Below are 17,733 nucleotides of genomic sequence, written 5' to 3'. Positions count from 1 at the left end.
CCCTAGCGCAGATCCAGAGCGTGGGCGTTGCTGCCCGGCTCGATCGTGAAGACGGCATCATCCCAGCTGGCCGGGCCGAAGCGGCCGCGGGCATTGTTGGAGAAGGCGAAGGGTTCGGTCGGGATGCCCATCAGATTGGTATCCATCTCACCGTCGCCGTCGACATCGTGATAGAGCTTGATGCCATAGGTGCCGGCCGGCAGTTCATCGAAGGTGAAACTGACGCTGTCGCCGTCGACCGGCACAAACTGGCCCGCAGCCGAACGGCCGGCCTCCCAGTCCTCGGAGGAGGCGAAGAGCCCGACGACCAGCTGTCCGCCGGCCTGCTGGATACCGGTCACGGAAACCGTCAGTTCGGCCTCGCCGTCCTGGGCGGCCGTGAGCGCCGTCGCTGCGGCCAGTACGAGCGTGGAAATCGTGATCATGCGTGTCTCCCTGTTGGTCCGGCTCCTGTGCCGGTGTCACGAACAGGGATGGCGCGCCGCCGGACGCCGCGAAACACGGATTGCGCAAACGGGCTGCCGGGCTGCGCGAATTGCGCTAGGTGTTCATTCGCGCTTCGTGAATGACCGGCATGATTTCGACTGAACAGATCCGCAAGACCCTGCCGACCGTCGGCGCCATCCTCGCCGTCGGCACGCTGATGTCGATCCTAGGCCCCTATGACAGCCACAATCTCGGCGTCCCGGGGGTCTGGCTTTACTGGACCGGTCTGATGGCGATCGGCTGGATCAGCGGGCAGGTCTTCACCGCCTGGCTGGCGCGGCTCTATCCGGATCTGACACCGCTTCTTTTAAGCCTCGTCCTGGCGACACTCGTCGCCATCCCGGTCAGCACCGCCGTCATTATCCTGCAAGCGGTGATGGGGCCGGCCTTCCGGATCATCCAGCTTCCCATGGTCTATTTCATGGTCTGGGTGGTGTCGGTCGCCGTCACCCTGGTCTCGGTTTATCTGGAGCGGGCCAGAGAGGGCCAGGGCGAAGGCACGGATACCGGCACAGCCGCACCCGGCCCGGCGCTCCTGGATAAACTGCCGCCACATCTGCGCCGGTCACGCCTTCTGGCCCTGCAGGCCGAGGACCATTATCTGCGCGTGCACACCGAGGCAGGCGACGGTCTGATCCTGATGCGGCTGGGCGATGCCATTGCCGCCGTCGAGACGCTGGACGGCGCCCGTACGCACCGCTCCTGGTGGGTGGCCCGCAACGCGGTGGAACGGGTCAGCCGCGGCGACGGCCGGGCGACGCTGACACTGGCCAATGGCGTCGAGGTGCCTGTCAGCCGCACCTATGCTCCCAGATTGCGCGAAGCGGGCTGGTACTGATCCCGCTCAGTGCACCATGAGAATGGCGAAGTCGGTGCCCTTCAGCAGCGCCGTCGTGTCGTCGCGCCCCAGCGCATACTGCCAGCCCGGCGCGCCGAAACCGCCCATCACCAGGAAGTCGATGTCCGCAGCGCTGGCCGCCTCGATCAGCGTGCGCGCGGTCGAGCGATGGTCCAGAGCCAGCGTTTCGGTCGAGGCGGTGACACCGTGCCGGTCGAGATAATTCGCCAGACGCGACAGCTGGGCCGCGTCCTCATGATCGGTGCCGGCATGAACTGCCTTCACCGATGAGGCCATCTCGAGCAGAGGCAGCGACCCCGCCACGGCGCGCGAAGCTTCCAGCGAACCGTCCCAGGCGATCATCGCCTTGTCCAGCGCCGCCTCCGGCGCCCGTCCGGCCGGCAGGAGCAGCAGCGGCCGGCCGCTCTCGCAGGCGGCAATCTTGATGGCGCTCAATTGATGGCGGGCGCTGTCGCCGTCCGGCAGGGCCATGACTACCAGGTCGCTCAGCCGGCCTTCCTGCGCCAGCGCCGCTTCGGGCAGGCCGACAAACTCGGCAAGACGCCCCAGCCGGTTGGCCGGAGCATCGTCGGCAACCCGCTCAAAGGCCTCGTGCGCCCGCACGCTGGCCTCCGCCGCCGCATCGTCCAGCGCTTCCAGCACGGTCTCCATGCCGTAGGTGGAGAAGGTATCGCCGAGAAAATCGCCGCCGGACGCCGCATTGCGCCGGACGAACAGAGCGTCCAGCCGCGCATCATGGCGGATGGCCAGTGCCAGGGCCTGGCGCAGCAGCGGTTCATCCTGCTCGCTGCCCTCGATCACGGTGAGAATGCGCTTGATTTCCATGCCACGCTCCTGCGTCAGATCATGATTGCGGACGCGCCCGCCAGTCGGCCGCGTCCTGGCCCCAGAGATCGACTTCCATGCCGGGGAAGCCGGCGACTTCGACCCGCCGTCCCAGATTGCGCGAGCCCAGGCGCTCGGCCACGCGCTGGCTGGGTGTGTTGTCGCTGTCGATCAGATGCACCACATCGCGCCAGCCCAGGCGGTCGAACACATAGTCCATGCAGGCGGCGCCGGCCTCGGATGCATAGCCCCGTCCCCAGCTGTGCCGGTTCAGCGACCAGCCGATCTCCGGCTGCGGCCAGCCGTGCGGATGCCAGGGTCCGACCCGGCCGAGCCAGGTCCCGGTCCCTTTCTCGATCACGCTGAAGAAGCCGTAGCCGCGCAACTCCCAGTGCCCGACAATGCCGCACAGGGATCGCCAGACCTGTGCCGGGTCCTGCACACCGCCGATGAAACGGGTTACAGTCTCGTCCCCCATCAGCTCGCACAGGGGTTCGAAGTCCGACAGATCGGGCTGTCTCAGGATGAGACGGTCGGTTTCAAGAACGGTCTGGGTCATGGGCGGAGTCGACGGGTTTGGCGCGATCCGGTCAACCGGAAATCCGTCAGATGAATACACGCATTCTTTATGACCGCCCAGAGCGCCACAATGTCACGGGGCGGGGCTAGGATGCCGCGCGAACGGGGCCGGAATGTCCAGGCAACTGGCGTGCCGTTTGCAGGTTATGTCCGGCGAGTAGTTGTTCGAGTTTGGGGCTATGGACGGAAAGCGCAGTCCAGGCATTGTGACATTGCTGGTCTACCTGATCGCCGTCTCCAGCCTGGCCGGCGGATTGTCGGGCTGGATCCATGCGACCGGCGCCTTCGCCTGGCTGACCGGACTCAACGCCCCGAACTGGACCCCCGGCTATACGCTTCTCAACCTGATCGGCCTCTTCATTCCCGCTTTTGTGGTCATCGCGCTGTGGATCAACCAGCGCGCCGGCGCCGGGATGATCCACTGGCTGGCGAGCGGTTTCATCGCGCTCTTCCTGATCGGACTGCCGGCCCAGATCTGGCTGTTCTTCTCGACGCGTGACGTCGCGCTCGGCTTTGTCGCCGCGCTGGCCATGTGGGTGTTCACGGTGTTTGCCGTCTGGGTCGCCGGACGCAGCTCCCGGCCCGCCGGTGTGCTGATGTGGGTGCCTTTCGCCTGGCAGAGCTTCTTCGTCATTCTCGGCTTCGAGCTGATGCGTCTGAATACCGGCGGACCGCTGACTGCGGGCATGCTCTGATCCCGGGCGTATTCCGGGCATGAAAAAGCCGCCGGCCAAACGACCGGCGGCTCTGTCATATCAATCTGTCGCGGACGCGATCAGCCCAGCGACGGCTCCAGGCCCTTGCAGGCCTCGACGAGGCCCTTCACGGCGTCGACCGAATTGTCGAACATCGCCTGCTCGTCTTCATTGAGCGATATCTCGACGATCTTCTCGACACCGCCGGCACCGATCACGACCGGCACGCCGACATAGAGGTCGTTCTGGCCGAACTGGCCGGTCAGATGCGCTGCGCAGGGCAGGATGCGCTTCTTGTCGCGCAGGTAGGAGACCGCCATGTCGATGGCGCTTTCCGCCGGTGCGTAGAAGGCCGAGCCCGTGCCCAGCAGCGCGACGATTTCGCCGCCGCCCTTGCGGGTGCGGTCGACGATGGCGTCCATCTTCTCCTGGGTCGACCAGCCCATCTCGATCATGTCCGGAACCGGGATGCCGGCGATCGTGGAATAGCGCAGCAGCGGCACCATCGTGTCGCCATGGCCGCCCATCACGAAGGCGGTGACGTCTTCGACGGACACGGCGAACTCGTCAGCCAGGAAGTGGCGGAAGCGGGCCGAGTCCAGCACGCCGGCCATGCCGACGACCTTGTTGTGCGGCAGGCCGGAGAATTCACGCAGCGCCCAGACCATCGCGTCGAGCGGGTTGGTGATGCAGATCACGAAAGCGTTCGGCGCGTATTTGGCAATGCCTTCGCCGACGGCCTTCATGACTTTCAGATTGATGCCCAGGAGGTCGTCGCGGCTCATGCCCGGCTTGCGCGGCACACCGGCGGTGACGATGCAGACATCGGCGCCTTCAATGGCGGCATAGTCGTCGGAACCGGCCAGCTTGCTGTCCTTGCCGAAAACCGGGCTCGCCTCGGCAATGTCCAGCGCCTTGCCCTTGGCAACGCCTTCGGCAATGTCAAACAGGACGACATCGCCCAGTTCCTCACGCGCGGCGATATGGGCGAGCGTGCCGCCGATCATGCCGGATCCGATCAGCGCAATCTTGTTTCGGGCCATGGGGAGAGCTCCTCTTTCGGGATGTTCCAGTGCTGGCCAGCGGTCTAGCGCTGCACGGCGGCTTGGGCAAGGCGGCGAAAACGTCACACTTGCCCCGCGAGCCCGCTCGCCTCACCGTTCCAGCGAGAAAATCTCCTCGACCGGCACCTCCAGCGCGGCGGCCAGTTTCAGCGCCAGAATAGTCGAGGGCACGAAGACCCGGTTCTCCACCGTGTTGATGGTCTTGCGCGTCACGCCGACCTTTTCCGCCAGCTGGGCCTGAGTGAGACCGTGCCTTGCCCGCAGTTCGCGCAGCCGGTTCTCCAGCCCGTCCGCCGTCATTCGCCCTCCTCCTCGCCGGAGGCCCGGTCCAGCCACAGGAAGGCGAAAATGGGCACGCACACGCCAGTCACCATCAGAACGCGGATCATGTGGCCGGACGGAATGTCGACAAAGCTCGACGCACCATAACCGCCGGCGACCAGAACCATCAGCGCGATATACCCAAAGCGCACCGCCCGCGCCTGGTTGTGGGCGAACAGTTCGTCCTCGATCACGGCCTGGGTCCGCGTCTCGGTCACCTTGCCGGCATAGACCAGGAAGACCCCCATCGCCGCAATGAATCCGCCAATCCCGACCAGTCCGGCGATCAGCACCACGCCGAACGTCGCGGTCGACGGCGGCAGGATATCTTCCAGCCCCTGCATCAGCTGCCAGACCAGGAAGGAGACGGCGGCCAGTCCCAGACAACGGTTGCGCATCCGGACCAGTTTGGAAATTTCAGTCATCGACCTCTCCGTGTCACCTCTAAGTTACAAGTTACCTACAGGTGACGCGATGGAACGTCAAGGTTACTTTTCGCGCTACTTCCGGGAGGCCGCGTAGAACACGTCGAAGACGGCCGGGTCGCGCACGGGCCGTGGCGTGGCACCCGCCAGACGGCGGAAGTCGCGCGTCATGTGCGCCTGGTCGGCATAGCCTGCATCGGCCGCTGCATCCGACAGGGCCGCACCGGCCTTGATCGCGGCCCGCGCCCGGCCGAAACGCTGGATGCGGATGACTTCACCGGCCGTCAGGCCGCACGCCCGCTGGAACCGGCGCCGGATCGTCCGCGGCGAGGTGCCGGCCCGCGCTGCCAGATCGTCAATCGCCCGCGCCTCGCCGCCGGCCAGCGCCTCGATATGATCACGGACATCCGCCTGCAGGGGCGGGACAGTCAGAGAGGGCTCCAGGATCGCGGCCGCCGCATCGCTGAACGCCTCCAGCGTCGCGCACGACCGGGCCGCATCCAGCAAGGTCTGTGACGCAGCACCGAGAATATCGGCGAGCGGGACCGCCCGGTTTCGCCATTGACCGGGAGCCGGCCCCAGTGCCCCCGCCGCCCAGGGATGCAGGCGCAGGCCCGTCACATCCATCTCGCCCTTCTGGCGCAGCACCAGAGCCCGGCTCATGGGGCCGTAGAGAAAGGCCGGCGGCTGGCGTGCCCAGCCGGAGCCGGTCCGTTCGAGCGGCGGGGTCGTGCGGTGCAGGATGATCTCGCAGCACCCGTCCGGCGCAATCGTTTCCGCCTCACCCGACCCAAGCGTCTGCAACGACCAGATGCCGGCGAAGACCTCGGCCAGGGCGGCCGGCGGCGCGAGAAATCGATAGGCCGGTTCTGTCATGCACGCCCCCTGTCCGGATCATTCAAGACGGCCGCGAAATCCGGTGTCAATCATGCCGGACCAACCCGGAGAACCCTCATGTCTTTACGCCTGCAAGTCCTCGCTCTTGCTTTTATGCTCTCACCCTCGGCCGCCCTGGCCGAAACGCCCGATCTCGGCTGGCTGTCCGGCCACTGGCGCAGCACGGAAGACGGCCCTGTCAGCGAGGAATTCTGGACCGATGCGGCGGGAGGCCTGATGCTCGGTGCCAATCGCACCGTGTCCGACGGCCGCGCCGTCGCCTTCGAGCACATGCGCATCTACACCCCGCCGGCCGGCAGCGAGGCGGCGACCGTCTATTGCGCCCAGCCGGGCGGTGCGCCGGCTACCTGTTTTGCCCTCGTCTCCTGGGAGGACGGCCGGGCGCAGTTCGAGAATCCCGATCACGACTTCCCCCAGCGCATCACCTATTCGCGGGACGGCGACCGGCTGACGGCGACCATCTCGGACATGACGGACACGCAGGTGATGCAGTTCGGCTGGGATGCGGTCACCGACTAGAAGATTCTGAATGTGCCGGTCTTTTTATGATCGCATTTTCGAACCGCGAAACCGGTACCCGCTTTCGCTGAAAACGCTACTGCTTCGTCGCCATCAGGATACCGTCGCCCACGGCCGTGAAGGCGCTGTGCACACGGGCATCGTCGCGCACCTTGTCCGCCAGCGCCTTCAGCGCGGCCGTGTCCGCATCGGCAGCGACGCGGTCCGGGTCGGCGACGTCGCCATTCCAGAGCATGTTGTCGAACAGGATCAGCCCGCCGGGTCGCAGAAGGTCGAGACCGGCCTCGTAATAGGCGTCGTAGCCGGTCTTGTCGGCGTCGATGAACATCAGGTCGGCGCGGCTGCCGATCTCGCCCTTCAGGGCCTTGAGCGTGTCGCGGGCCTCGCCGATACGCAGGTCGATGACATCGTCCACGCCGGCCTCCTCGAAATAGCGGCGCGCGGGCGCCGTGTATGCCTCGGAGTTATCACAGCCATAAAGGCGCGCCGCAGACCCGTGCCGTTCTTTCATCACGAGCGCGGTCGCCAGCGCCGAATAGCCGGTGAACACACCGACCTCGACCGCAATCCTCGCATCCGTCAGCCGCGCGCACATCTGCATGAAGGCGCCCTGCTCGGGCGAGATCTGCATGCGCGAGATATCCCCCATCGCATCGGTCTCCCGGCGGCAGCGGGCCAGCGCGGCGTGTTCGGGCGGATTGGCAGCCTGGACATAGGCCGCCAGCGTTTCGTCGAGACCGATCGAGCCGGACATGGGCGTCTCCTTTTAACTCACGATTGCTGGGGCGCCTCTTCCCCACCGAGCCGCCGGACGAGATCCGACGCCGAAATATAGAGGCTGGTCCGTCCCTGTTTTTTCTTCCTGAACAGGCGCCGCTCCACCAGGTCTTCCAGATCGGCTCGCGCCGTAAGGTATGAAACCCCGTGCTGCCGTTGGTGTTCCGCGATCGTGATCTGCCTCACCCTGCCGCGTGCGGCGTCGTTCAGAAGAAAGGTCTGACGATGGTTCAGGCTCTCATCCCTCAGCGCACCCGCAAACTGGTCCAGAAGGGTTTTGCGACGCTCTGCATACTCGAAGAGCTGTGCGACGGCCCGCTTGAGCACGTTGACCTGGTCGATCAGGAAATAGGTCAGGTCGCCATCATCGCTTTCGGTTTCGAGATAGGCGCGCCCGTACTGAACGGGAGCTTCCATGATGGTTTTCGAGATCGAGACATATTCGAGCAGCCAGTAGTCGGCCTTCAGAACATACCAGTAGAACAGGGCCCGGGCGGTCCGTCCGTTGCCATCGACAAAGGGGTGATCGTATCCGATCATGAAGTGCAGGATGATCGCTTTGAGGATCGGATGGATGAACTCGCCGTCCCTGTGATCCGCATTGGCGAAAGCACAAAACGCTTCCAGACGCGCCGGCAGACTGGCGGCGTCTGGCGGGATGTGCAGGACGTCACCGGTGATTTCGTCCTGTACCGTGATGTCATCACCATCATCGCGAAGGACGCCGCACTTTTCGGGATTGTCGAGCGTGCCGACCGTCACGATATGATGGACTTCCAGGATAAGCTCCGGCGTCAGAGGCGTGTCACTGAGCGATTTGACGAACCGCAAGGCGTTGTAGTTGTTGAGGACCATGCGCTCGTCACGGGTGCGTGGCGTTTTGCCGGATTCAATCATCTCGCGTGCGGCCTGACGTGTCGTCGCGGCCCCCTCGAGAACCGAACTTGAGAAAGGTTCCTCGACAAGGGAGCGCGCGAGATAGCGCCTCTGATCCTCCGCGTTAAGGTCATGGCCACGCGTGAGGATCGATCCTCCACTCGTCATATCCAGATCACGCAGCGCCGAAGCGAGAATGCGCGGCTCTGTGAACCAGAAGGCGTTTCCGGCCTTCTGGCTGAGGGGCACTTCCCGTCGCGCTTTCTCCCGGCTGAATTTAGTGACCGCCCAGTATTGCTCCGGCGTCAGCCCATCCGGTGGCGAAAGCCGCTTCAGCTTTTCCCAGTGCAGATAGCGGCCCTTATGGTCTTCCGGGCGAGCCGTTATGACCGACATCGCCGCTTCCGGGTTCTTGCTTATCATGGCGCTGAGGATTTCCCGGGCATCGGGAGGTGTAGGGAGCGGCTTCATTTTTATGCACCATAAATGTCTATCGAGGCGCCAATATGTTTCGCTTCAAAATCATGAAGTTAAGCTTCTATAGGGCTGCATCGAGTATAATTCTTATAGACTATAAATATAACACTCACAACTTTCATATTTAACAATATTATCAATGTGTTACATGTTTATAAGATCCGTCTTGGCACCAAGAAAATTGTCGTTCGAATCAAAAAAGCAAAGCGGGAACACGCGCTTTATTCCGCTATCTCCCCGGCCCGCTCGGCCGCCAGGTATTCATGCGTGCGCATTTCCATCAGGCGCGAGGCCGTGCGTTCGAACTCGAACGCCCCGTCGCCGGACGGGTAGAGATCGTCCGGCTCGGCATCGGCACTCATCACCAGCTTGGTCCGCGCCTCGTAGAGCGCGTCGATCAGCGTCACGAAGCGCTTGGCCTCATTGCGCTTGTCCGGCGAGAGTTTCGGCACGCGGTCGAGCAGGACGGTGTGAAACCGCCCGGCAATGGCGAGATAGTCGCCCGCCCCCAGCGGCCGGGCACACAATTCCGGGAAGGTGAAGCGCGCAACGCCGGCCACTTCGCGCTCGACGACCAGTTCGCGTCCCTGCACGTCCAGCGTACAGCGTTGCGGTGTCGCCCCGGAGGTCAGCCGCTCCCAGGCCATATCCATGGCGTGATCGGCATCGGCGCCGAGCGGGCAGTAATAGACCGGCGCGGCCTCGAGCTGGCGCAGGCGGTGGTCGACACCGCCATCCAGCTCCATCACGTCGAGCCTGTCCTTCAACAGGTCGATGAAGGGCAGGAAAAGCTGGCGATTGATGCCGTCGCGATAGAGATCGTCGGGATGCCGGTTCGAGGTCGCCACAATCACCACGCCCTCAGCGAACAGGTGTTCGAACAGCCGGCCCAGGATCATGGCATCGGCAATATCGGTGACATGGAACTCGTCAAAGGCGAGAAGACGGGCCTCGCTTGCCAGGCTGCGCGCCACCGGCGGGATCGGGTCCTCGCCCGCGCCCTTCACATATTCCGGCTGGCGGCGCCGGTCAGCCTTCGACAGGCTGCGCCAGCGATTGATACGGGCATGCGCGCCCTGCATGAATTCGTGGAAGTGGGCCCGGCGCCGGGACGCCACCGGCGCGGTCTCGATGAAAAGGTCCATCAGCATGGACTTGCCGCGCCCGACCCCGCCCCAGAGATAGAGCCCCCTGGGCGCCGGTTTCGTCTTGCCGAACAGAGACTTCGCCCCCGGCTTCCAACCCTCGAGCCGGCCCGAGAGCGCGCTCAGCGCCGCCGCTGCCCGTTCCTGGTCGGGATCGGGGTTCAGGCTGCCCGCGTCCACGCGCTGGCGCCAGAGATCGAGCGGCGTTGTCATGGTGCCAAGGCTTGGGTGCTGCGACCGCGAAGGTCAATGGGCAAGGCTCAGCCCGCCGGCCAGAGCCGCACCAGCGCCAGCACACCCAGCACCAGCGTCGCCGCAATCGCTGCCCACAGCCAGGCCGGGCGTTCGACCTCACGCATGGATCGCCTCCAGAGTCTGGCGCATGGCCTCGGGCAGGCTGACCGGACGGCGGGTCTCCCGATCGACATAGACGTGGACGAAATGCCCCTGGGCCGCCGGCTCGTCCTCGCCGTCCCGGAACAGACCGATCTGGTAGGTCACCGAAGAATTGCCGATCCGCGCCACACGCACCCCCGCCTCCACCGTCTCCGGATAGGCCAGCGCCGCGAAATAATTGCAGCCGGTCTCGACGACCAGGCCGATAATGCTGCCGCCATGGATATCCAGGCCGGCTTCCTCGATCAGGAAACAGTTCACCGCCGTGTCGAAGAAGCCGTAATAGGCCGCGTTGTTGACGTGACCATAGATGTCATTGTCGGCCCAGCGCGTCGGGATCGGCCGGAAGCGCGGATAGGCGTTACGGGCGCGTTTCTCGATCACAGCACGGCCTCGTAGCAGGCACGGGCGGCATCGAGCGTCATCTCGCGCGGATTATTGACCAGCAGGCGCTGGACCTTCATCGCATCCTCGGCGAGGCGCGGCAGATCATTGTGGCTGACACCGACCTGGCTCAGCCGCGTCTCGATCTTCACGGCGTCCGCGATGCGCTCCATCTCCTCGACCAGGGCCACGGCGCCGGGATTTTTCAGGCCGATATGCGCCGACATCTCGGCATAGAGCGGATCGGCGACATCGGCATTGTAGCGCAGCACCGGCGGCAGCATTAGCGAGTTGGAAAGCCCGTGCGGCACGTGGAATATCCCGCCCAGCGGATAGGCCAGCGCATGCACGGCGCCCACGGGCGCATTGGCGAAAGCCTGCCCGGCCAGCAGGGCGCCCAGCAGCATGTCCTCGCGGGCCCGTGTGTCCTGACCGTCCGTGCAGGCGCGCTCGATCGCGCCATGCAGTTTCTTGAGACCCGCCAGCGCCAGGGCATCGGAAATCGGGTTCTTCTCGATCTTCGAGGTATAGGCCTCGATGCAGTGGACCATGGCGTCGATACCGGTCGCGGCCGTCACGGCGCGGGGCAGACCATAGGTCAGCGCGGCATCCAGTACGGCCAGATCGGCATAGAGCGCCGGATCGTTGACGCCCATCTTCGACGTCTCGCCCACGGTCACCACCGAGATCGGCGTGACTTCGGAGCCCGTGCCCGCCGTGGTCGGGATCAGGATCAGCGGCAGGCGGCCGCCACGCACCTTGTTGACGCCATACATGTCGGCCAGGGGCTGGTCTGTGCCCAGAAGGAGTGCGACCAGCTTGGCGGTATCCATCGACGATCCGCCGCCGAAGCCGATCACCAGTTCCGCACCGAATTCGCGCGCCGCATTAACCGTGGCGAGAACCCGGTCTTCCGGCGGGTCGGCGACGACGCTGTCATCGATCGCGACCGTGAGGCCGGCCTCCTCCAGTCCCGCGACGGCCGTATCGAGCAGCCCCAGGGCACGTACGCCCTTGTCGGTAACCAGGAAAATCCGCTTTCGCGCACCGATCAACGGGGCGGCGATACTGGCCAGCCGCCTGGCCGAGCCCGGGCCCGAATGAATGTGCGGAACGGTGCGGAAATCGAAGGATGCCATGGCTGGCAACTCCCAGTTACAGTTAACGGTATGCTGCAGTCGCTCACATGGTCGAGCTTCGGCGCACGCTTGGCAAGGCCGGATGGCGGTTCTTGCGCGCAAGGCCCTGTTTTCACGGAACCTTGATTATCCGTTCGAAGAAACGGTGTGGACCTTTCCGTTCCATCCGGCGAGGCTAATTTTGAAATACTGGAGACACGCGAACCGCGTTCGTAACCTCCAGACTTGAGAACAATAATATGTGTATGGGTGTAGTGGTATGACGATCAGGGTGAACCTGATTGAGAACGGGCGTTTCGCGGAAATCCTGTCGGACGGGCATGTGACGCGACGCGAGGCCGGCTGGGCAACGGAACGGGTGCGTGAAATGGTCGAGGCTGGCGAAGTCGCTGCCATCCTCGCCGACAGCACCGATACCGAACGCCAGGTCTCTCCCCTTCTCTCCGGCGAATTGATCGAGGGTTTCCTGCTGGCAATCGGCACGAGCGTGCCGGTTGCCTATGTGCGGCCGACCCGCTGGACAGAGACCTATTTCGCGCGTGTGCGCGACCATGTCGGCGAACTTCCGGACTCGGCAGGCTATTTCACCACGCGCGAAGAAGCCCTTGACTGGCTGCGCACGAGGAGCTGCGCGGACGCCTGACGACGGCGCCCGCGCAAGCCGGATCAGTTCATCGTCGGGATGACAAAGGCCTGATCGCCGATATCGCCGGTGGGCCAGCGCTGGGTCACCGTCTTGATCTTGGTGAAGAAGCGGATGCCGTCCGTGCCATACTGGTTGGTGTCGGTGAAGGCCGAACGCTTCCAGCCGCCGAAGGAGTGGTAGGCCACCGGCACCGGGATCGGCACATTGATGCCAACCATGCCGACCTGCACCTTCTTGGCAAACTCGCGCGCGGCCAGACCGTTGCGGGTGAAGATCGCCACGCCATTGCCGTACTGGTGTTCAGACGGCAGGTGTGCGGCCTCGTCGAGACTGTCGGCGCGCACGACCTGCAGCACCGGCCCGAAGATCTCTTCCTGATAGGAGGTCATGGACGGCTTCACATGGTCGAACAGGCTCGGCCCGATAAAGAAGCCCTTCTCGTGACCCTGCAGTTCGAAACCGCGGCCGTCGAGCAGCAGCTCGGCGCCCTCGTCGACACCCGTCTGGATCCATTTCTCGATCGAGGCCCGGTGGGCCGAGGAGACGACCGGGCCGTAGTGAGCATCCCCGTCCGTCGACACGCCCACGCGCAGCTTGGCGGCCTCTTCCCTGATACGCCCGACAAATTCGTCGGCCGTGTCCTTGCCGACCGGCACGGCCACCGGCAGCGCCATGCAGCGTTCACCGGCCGAGCCGAAGGCGGCACCGAGGAAGTCGGTGACGACCTGGTCCATGTCGGCGTCGGGCATGATGATGCCGTGGTTCTTGGCGCCGCCCATTGCCTGGAAGCGCTTGCCCTGCTCGGCGCAGGTGCGGGCGATGTAATGGGCGATGTTCGACGAGCCGACGAAGGACACGGCCTTGATGTCGTCATTGTGCAGCAGTGCGTCGACGGCGCTCTTGTCGCCATGGACAACCTGCAGCACGCCTTCGGGCAGGCCGGCCTCGATCATCAGCTCGGCGAGGCGTACCGGCACGGACGGGTCTTTCTCGGACGGCTTGAGGATCATGGCATTGCCGGTGGCCAGCGCCATGCCCATGAACCACATCGGGATCATGGCCGGGAAGTTGAACGGCGAGATGCCCGCGACCACGCCCAACGGCTGGCGCATGGAATAGACATCGATCCCCGTGCCGGCGCTCTCGGTGTATTCGCCCTTCATCAGGTGCGGCACGCCGCAGGCGAACTCGATCACTTCCAGACCGCGGATCAGGTCGCCCTTGGCATCCGCGATCACCTTGCCGTGCTCGGAGGAGAGGAGATGGGCGAGCTCGTCCATTTCCGCCTCGACCAGGGACTTGTAGGTCATCAGCACGCGGGCGCGGCGTTGCGGGTTCATCGCGGCCCACTCGATCTGTGCGGCCTTGGCGGTCTCGACAGCCTTCGCGACCTCGCCGGGCGTGGCAAACTGGACGCGCGCCTGCACCTCGCCCGTATTCGGATTGAACACGTCCCCGAACTGGCCGGACGACCCTTTGAAGGTCTTGCCGTCGATGAAGTGGTGGATTTCACGCGTCATGATCTCACTCCCGATGGATGGATGCCGGGCGGTCTGCCGCCGTCCGTTCTGGCGCTGACTTAGTATGTGCAGGCGGACGTGTCGAGGCGGGCACGTGCCGACGGCTGCGCGCAAACAGGCTGGTTGCGTTTTGCGTCCGGTTTTCTAATCTGAACGGCGACGCGCAAGCCACGCGGAATCAACCTGAGGGGATACGTATCATGACAGAACAGAGCACCCGGTCCTGGCGGTCGCTGATGACCTCCACCACCTCTGCCGTAGCACTCGCAACCGCCTGCGCCGCAACGGCAATCGCCCCGGCCAGTGCAATCCCCTATCGCGACGATGTCGGCGACGAAGGGTCCCAGGACTTCGCCATCGGCTGGGATGGCGTCGTGCAGATCTATCTGTGGGACCAGAGCTCGGGTTCGGTCTTTTTCAACTGCACCGGCTCGCTGGTGAATGCGCGGACTGTGCTGACGGCCGCCCACTGCTTCAACGACCTGAGTTCGGAAGCCTACGGGTTCGGCGGCAGTTTTGTGCCGATCGTCGCCTACGGCCCGGACACGTTCGACGCCCTTTTCAACTGGCTCGACACCGGCACCCAGTTCATCGACAATCTCAACGGCCTGACCTTCGCTGTCGACACGATCGTGCATCCGGACGGCGCCGTTGACGGGTTCGGTTTCCCGGCGTCCGACGTGGCAATGCTGGCGCTGATGGACCCCCTCTACACCCTGCCGACCTACGGCATGCTGTTCAGCCCGATCCCCAACGAGGTCATGGAGGAGGGCGTGCTGGTCAACCAGATCGGCTATGGCACTTTCCACCCAGGCTCCACGGGTACAGGCAGCATCAATGGCAAGCGCCGTGCCGGCGAGAACATGCTCGGCCTGCTCGCCTCGCAGAGCGACTTCTTCCAGGCCCTGGCCCAGAATGCCGGCGCCGGCGACCCCTCTGTCGCGGGCAACCAGCTCCTCTACTGGACCGATTTCGATCTGCCCGGCCGTACCGGCGAGTGTACGCGCGGCCCGGATCCGATCTTCAACTATGGCGGCTCCATCACCTGTACCGACTGGGACGGCTTCTCCGGCGTGATCCTGGACGGCGACACCGTTCTCCTGCCCGGCCCGAGCATCGACTATTTCCCCGGCGGCGCACTCGACAATGAAGTCGGCACAGGCGGCGGCGATTCCGGCGGCCCGCTGATGGCGATGAACATCTTCGGCAACCCGCTCATCCTCGGCGTGCTGTCCGGCGGTTTCCTGCCCGGCTTCTTCAGCGCTTCGGGCCAGACCTATGGCGATGTGAGCTACTACAACCCGCTGTTCTCGGTGCATGACTTCATTTCCGAGAACAATCCCTACAAATACGTCTCCGCCGTGGGCGGCGACGGCGTGTGGAGCGATCCGAGCCACTGGGTCCAGACGCTCGACCCGAACTATTTCGTCTATCGCGACGGCGAGATCGTGAACGGTCTGCCCGGTACGCCGGAAGAAGGCGTCGGCGGCACCCGGCCCATCTGGGGCGATGTCATCGACACGGATATCGGCGAATATGATGGCGGCGACGACGCCACCGGTACGGGGATGCCCGAGAACTGGAGCTTCCTGGACATGATGGCCAGCGGACGCGTCGCCGACGCGTTCAACATGCTCGGCTGGCGTGATGCCGACGGCAATCCCTTCAATGCCGGCATCAATGCCAACGGTCCGCTCACCGGCCCGGGCTCGACCGGCTTCGTGCCCGACAATTTCTACGGCATCATCGGTACGGAGTTCGACAATCCGGCCCAGTTCTTCGAGGTCACGCTCGATGCGGCCGGCACCACGACCCTCGACATGAATGTCGAGATCGACAAGCTGACCATCCGCGGCAGCGATGCAGCGCTGGACATCGCCGACGGCTACCAGATGTTCTCGCTGATCAATACCGAGGTCTTTGCCGGCGGACTGAATGTCGACGGTCACCTTCTGTCGCGCGAGCTCGTCCTGTGGGGCGGCCAGCTGACCGGCACCGGTCTGGTCACCCTGTTCGAGCCGAACCTGCTGCAGGGCAATCTCACCTTCCAGCGCGGCACGCTGTTCAACATCGCGGGTACGATCAATCCGGGCGCGATCGGCGATACCGGCACGCTGAGCATTGCCGGTGACTATGTGCAGTCCTCGGCCGGCCTGCTGGTGATCGAATACGATGCCAACAACACCGACCTGCTGCGCGTCAGCGGCGATGCCTCGCTCGCCGGCGGTCTCGGCTTCGTCCCGCTGGGTGGCGCCCTTCCCCGCTACGGCGATGGCGGCATCTTCCTGTCGGTAATCGGCACCACGATCGGCGAATTCCAGACGATCGACCTGCCCGGCGTGCTGCGCCCGGTGGTGACCTATTCCAACGGCCAGGCCAGCTTCTCGCTCGAGGCCCAGGAATTCTTCACCCAGACCAGTTTCACCAACCACTTCCAGGCCAATCTGGCGGCAGCGCTCGATGATGCCCGCGACACGGATTATGACGCGCTGGCCGACCTTTACGGCCCGCTCGACCTTCTCAGCGGCGGCACACTGAGCAGCGCCTTCGACTCGCTGGCACCGTATGAAGCAGTGATGTTCGACCGCACGGCCCGCACCCATGTCGGGGCCCTGAATGCGGCCCTGATGGGTCAGCTGGGCGGACAGTTCGGCGGCAGCGCTGGCGAACTGAACACAGCCCTCAACGCGGCCGAGCGCCAGATCAACGGCTTTGCCGACACGCAGTCGCTCGGCGGCGCCAAATCGCTCTTCCGGCGCGTGCTGGGCGTCGGGGAGGGCGGCGCGGACCGCGAAAGCGGGGTTCGCTTCTTCGGCGATATCGGTCTGCTGCACGGCACGGCCGAACTCATCTACGGCACGGGCGAAGCCGATCTCAATGGTCACTTCACCCTGCTCGGTGTGGAAGCGAACCTGGGCTCCGGCTGGTCGGCCGGCCTCGCCCTGGGTCTGGCAAACAGCGAGTCGGATTCACCCGACACGCTGGGCCGGATCCGGACGGATGCCGAAACCGCGCAGGTCTCGGCCTTTGCCAGCTATCGCGGCGAGCGCATCTCGCTCACCGGCTTCGTGAATACTGCCGAGATCGAGAACGACGCCATCCGCGCCGTCAATCTGGGCGGGATGGGCACCGGTTCGACGGCCCAGCACGACGCGTCCAGCACCGGCGGCGGCATCACGTTCGAGTATGATCTCTCCGGCGCGGATGCCGATATGCGGATCATCCCGACGGCCAGCCTGGAATATGCATCCTTCGATTTCGACGCCTTCACCACCCAGGCCGGCGCCGCCAGCCTCAATGTCGCGGCCCGCGATACCGACAGCCTCATCGCCCGCCTCGGCACGGCCTTCGTGATGAGCGCCTCGAACTGGCGCCCCATCGCCTATCTCGGTGTGGCCCAGGAACTGGGTGACGGCAGCGAGTACTACAGCGCCGCCTTCACAAGCGCGCCATCGGTCAGCTTCGGGACTGCCGGCGATATCTCGCTCGACACGTTCTGGATCGAGGCGAGCTTCGGCGTCGAGCACGAATTCAACAATGGCTCGACCCTGTCCATCGCCTATCAGACCGAGATGAATCGCGACTATCTGGACGTCCAGGGCGCGACACTCTCCTACTCCATGCCGTTCTGATCCGTCCGGCACACCACGAAAATCCCCGGTCTTCTGTCGAAGGCCGGGGATTTTTCTGTCTGCCGCGTGCG

18 protein-coding genes are annotated in these 17,733 nt (G+C 64.6%); 5 read left to right on the top strand and 13 right to left on the bottom strand.

Going from position 1 to position 17,733, the window contains the following annotated elements:
- Nucleotides 1-2: 2 nt before the first annotated feature.
- Nucleotides 3-425, bottom strand: coding sequence for a DUF2141 domain-containing protein (locus JJ918_RS01510; protein WP_291882366.1), 423 nt, complete (start codon nucleotides 423-425; stop codon nucleotides 3-5).
- 149 nt (nucleotides 426-574) lie between these two features.
- Between JJ918_RS01510 and JJ918_RS01505 the strand changes: the two genes are divergently transcribed.
- Nucleotides 575-1,324: a LytTR family DNA-binding domain-containing protein gene (locus JJ918_RS01505; protein WP_291882364.1), complete on the top strand. Its 750-nt coding sequence runs from the start codon at nucleotides 575-577 to the stop codon at nucleotides 1,322-1,324.
- Between the two features lie 6 nt (nucleotides 1,325-1,330).
- On the opposite strand, the gene JJ918_RS01500 is transcribed toward JJ918_RS01505, so the two are convergent.
- Nucleotides 1,331-2,170 carry a universal stress protein gene (locus JJ918_RS01500; RefSeq protein ID WP_291882362.1) on the bottom strand — a complete coding sequence of 280 codons (840 nt, stop codon included), beginning with the start codon at nucleotides 2,168-2,170 and terminating at the stop codon, nucleotides 1,331-1,333.
- Nucleotides 2,171-2,189: 19 nt separating this feature from the next.
- Nucleotides 2,190-2,729 (bottom strand): GNAT family N-acetyltransferase, encoded by a 540-nt coding sequence (locus JJ918_RS01495; protein ID WP_291882361.1) that lies wholly within the window; start codon nucleotides 2,727-2,729, stop codon nucleotides 2,190-2,192.
- 199 nt (nucleotides 2,730-2,928) lie between these two features.
- On the opposite strand from JJ918_RS01495, the gene JJ918_RS01490 reads away from it, so the two are divergent.
- A complete protein-coding gene (locus JJ918_RS01490; RefSeq protein ID WP_291882359.1) occupies nucleotides 2,929-3,444 on the top strand; it encodes a TspO/MBR family protein in 516 nt (171 codons plus the stop codon).
- Between the two features lie 80 nt (nucleotides 3,445-3,524).
- Here the strand turns inward: JJ918_RS01490 and mdh are convergent, their stop codons facing one another.
- The 4 genes from mdh to JJ918_RS01470 all read right to left on the bottom strand — a co-directional run bounded on the left by mdh (nucleotide 3,525) and on the right by JJ918_RS01470 (nucleotide 6,130).
- Nucleotides 3,525-4,487 (bottom strand): malate dehydrogenase, encoded by a 963-nt coding sequence (mdh, locus tag JJ918_RS01485; RefSeq protein WP_291882357.1) that lies wholly within the window; start codon nucleotides 4,485-4,487, stop codon nucleotides 3,525-3,527.
- A gap of 111 nt (nucleotides 4,488-4,598) precedes the next feature.
- Entirely contained in the window at nucleotides 4,599-4,808 is a 210-nt protein-coding gene (locus tag JJ918_RS01480; RefSeq protein WP_291882355.1) for a helix-turn-helix transcriptional regulator, read from the bottom strand.
- Nucleotides 4,805-5,254: a hypothetical protein gene (locus tag JJ918_RS01475; RefSeq protein ID WP_291882353.1), complete on the bottom strand. Its 450-nt coding sequence runs from the start codon at nucleotides 5,252-5,254 to the stop codon at nucleotides 4,805-4,807. Before JJ918_RS01475 ends, JJ918_RS01480 begins: the two co-directional genes overlap by 4 nt.
- Nucleotides 5,255-5,329: 75 nt before the next feature.
- Nucleotides 5,330-6,130, bottom strand: coding sequence for a helix-turn-helix domain-containing protein (locus tag JJ918_RS01470; RefSeq protein ID WP_291882351.1), 801 nt, complete (start codon nucleotides 6,128-6,130; stop codon nucleotides 5,330-5,332).
- A gap of 78 nt (nucleotides 6,131-6,208) precedes the next feature.
- Between JJ918_RS01470 and JJ918_RS01465 the strand changes: the two genes are divergently transcribed.
- Entirely contained in the window at nucleotides 6,209-6,670 is a 462-nt protein-coding gene (locus JJ918_RS01465; protein WP_291882349.1) for a DUF6265 family protein, read from the top strand.
- A 76-nt stretch (nucleotides 6,671-6,746) separates the two neighbouring features.
- On the opposite strand, the gene JJ918_RS01460 is transcribed toward JJ918_RS01465, so the two are convergent.
- The 5 genes from JJ918_RS01460 to JJ918_RS01440 all read right to left on the bottom strand — a co-directional run bounded on the left by JJ918_RS01460 (nucleotide 6,747) and on the right by JJ918_RS01440 (nucleotide 11,864).
- Nucleotides 6,747-7,424, bottom strand: a complete 678-nt coding sequence (locus JJ918_RS01460; RefSeq protein WP_291882347.1) for an O-methyltransferase — start codon at nucleotides 7,422-7,424, stop codon at nucleotides 6,747-6,749.
- A gap of 17 nt (nucleotides 7,425-7,441) precedes the next feature.
- A complete protein-coding gene (locus tag JJ918_RS01455) occupies nucleotides 7,442-8,794 on the bottom strand; it encodes a Fic family protein (RefSeq protein ID WP_291882345.1) in 1,353 nt (450 codons plus the stop codon).
- Between the two features lie 227 nt (nucleotides 8,795-9,021).
- Nucleotides 9,022-10,158 (bottom strand): cell division protein ZapE, encoded by a 1,137-nt coding sequence (zapE, locus tag JJ918_RS01450; protein WP_291882343.1) that lies wholly within the window; start codon nucleotides 10,156-10,158, stop codon nucleotides 9,022-9,024.
- Between the two features lie 138 nt (nucleotides 10,159-10,296).
- Nucleotides 10,297-10,725, bottom strand: coding sequence for a thioesterase family protein (locus JJ918_RS01445; protein ID WP_291882341.1), 429 nt, complete (start codon nucleotides 10,723-10,725; stop codon nucleotides 10,297-10,299).
- Nucleotides 10,722-11,864, bottom strand: coding sequence for an iron-containing alcohol dehydrogenase (locus JJ918_RS01440; protein ID WP_291882339.1), 1,143 nt, complete (start codon nucleotides 11,862-11,864; stop codon nucleotides 10,722-10,724). Before JJ918_RS01440 ends, JJ918_RS01445 begins: the two co-directional genes overlap by 4 nt.
- A 259-nt stretch (nucleotides 11,865-12,123) precedes the next feature.
- Between JJ918_RS01440 and JJ918_RS01435 the strand changes: the two genes are divergently transcribed.
- Nucleotides 12,124-12,507, top strand: a complete 384-nt coding sequence (locus tag JJ918_RS01435) for a hypothetical protein (RefSeq protein ID WP_291882338.1) — start codon at nucleotides 12,124-12,126, stop codon at nucleotides 12,505-12,507.
- Between the two features lie 23 nt (nucleotides 12,508-12,530).
- On the opposite strand, the gene JJ918_RS01430 is transcribed toward JJ918_RS01435, so the two are convergent.
- Nucleotides 12,531-14,030: a CoA-acylating methylmalonate-semialdehyde dehydrogenase gene (locus JJ918_RS01430; protein ID WP_291882336.1), complete on the bottom strand. Its 1,500-nt coding sequence runs from the start codon at nucleotides 14,028-14,030 to the stop codon at nucleotides 12,531-12,533.
- Between the two features lie 200 nt (nucleotides 14,031-14,230).
- Between JJ918_RS01430 and JJ918_RS01425 the strand changes: the two genes are divergently transcribed.
- The gene (locus JJ918_RS01425; RefSeq protein WP_291882333.1) at nucleotides 14,231-17,662 is read left to right on the top strand and encodes an autotransporter domain-containing protein; all 3,432 of its coding nucleotides are present in this window, start codon (nucleotides 14,231-14,233) and stop codon (nucleotides 17,660-17,662) included.
- Nucleotides 17,663-17,733: the final 71 nt, after the last annotated feature.

It is taken from the genome of Maricaulis sp. (assembly GCF_017642925.1).
Taxonomy (GTDB): Bacteria; Pseudomonadota; Alphaproteobacteria; order Caulobacterales; family Maricaulaceae; genus Maricaulis.
This window is presented reverse-complemented; position numbering and strand designations above follow the sequence as displayed.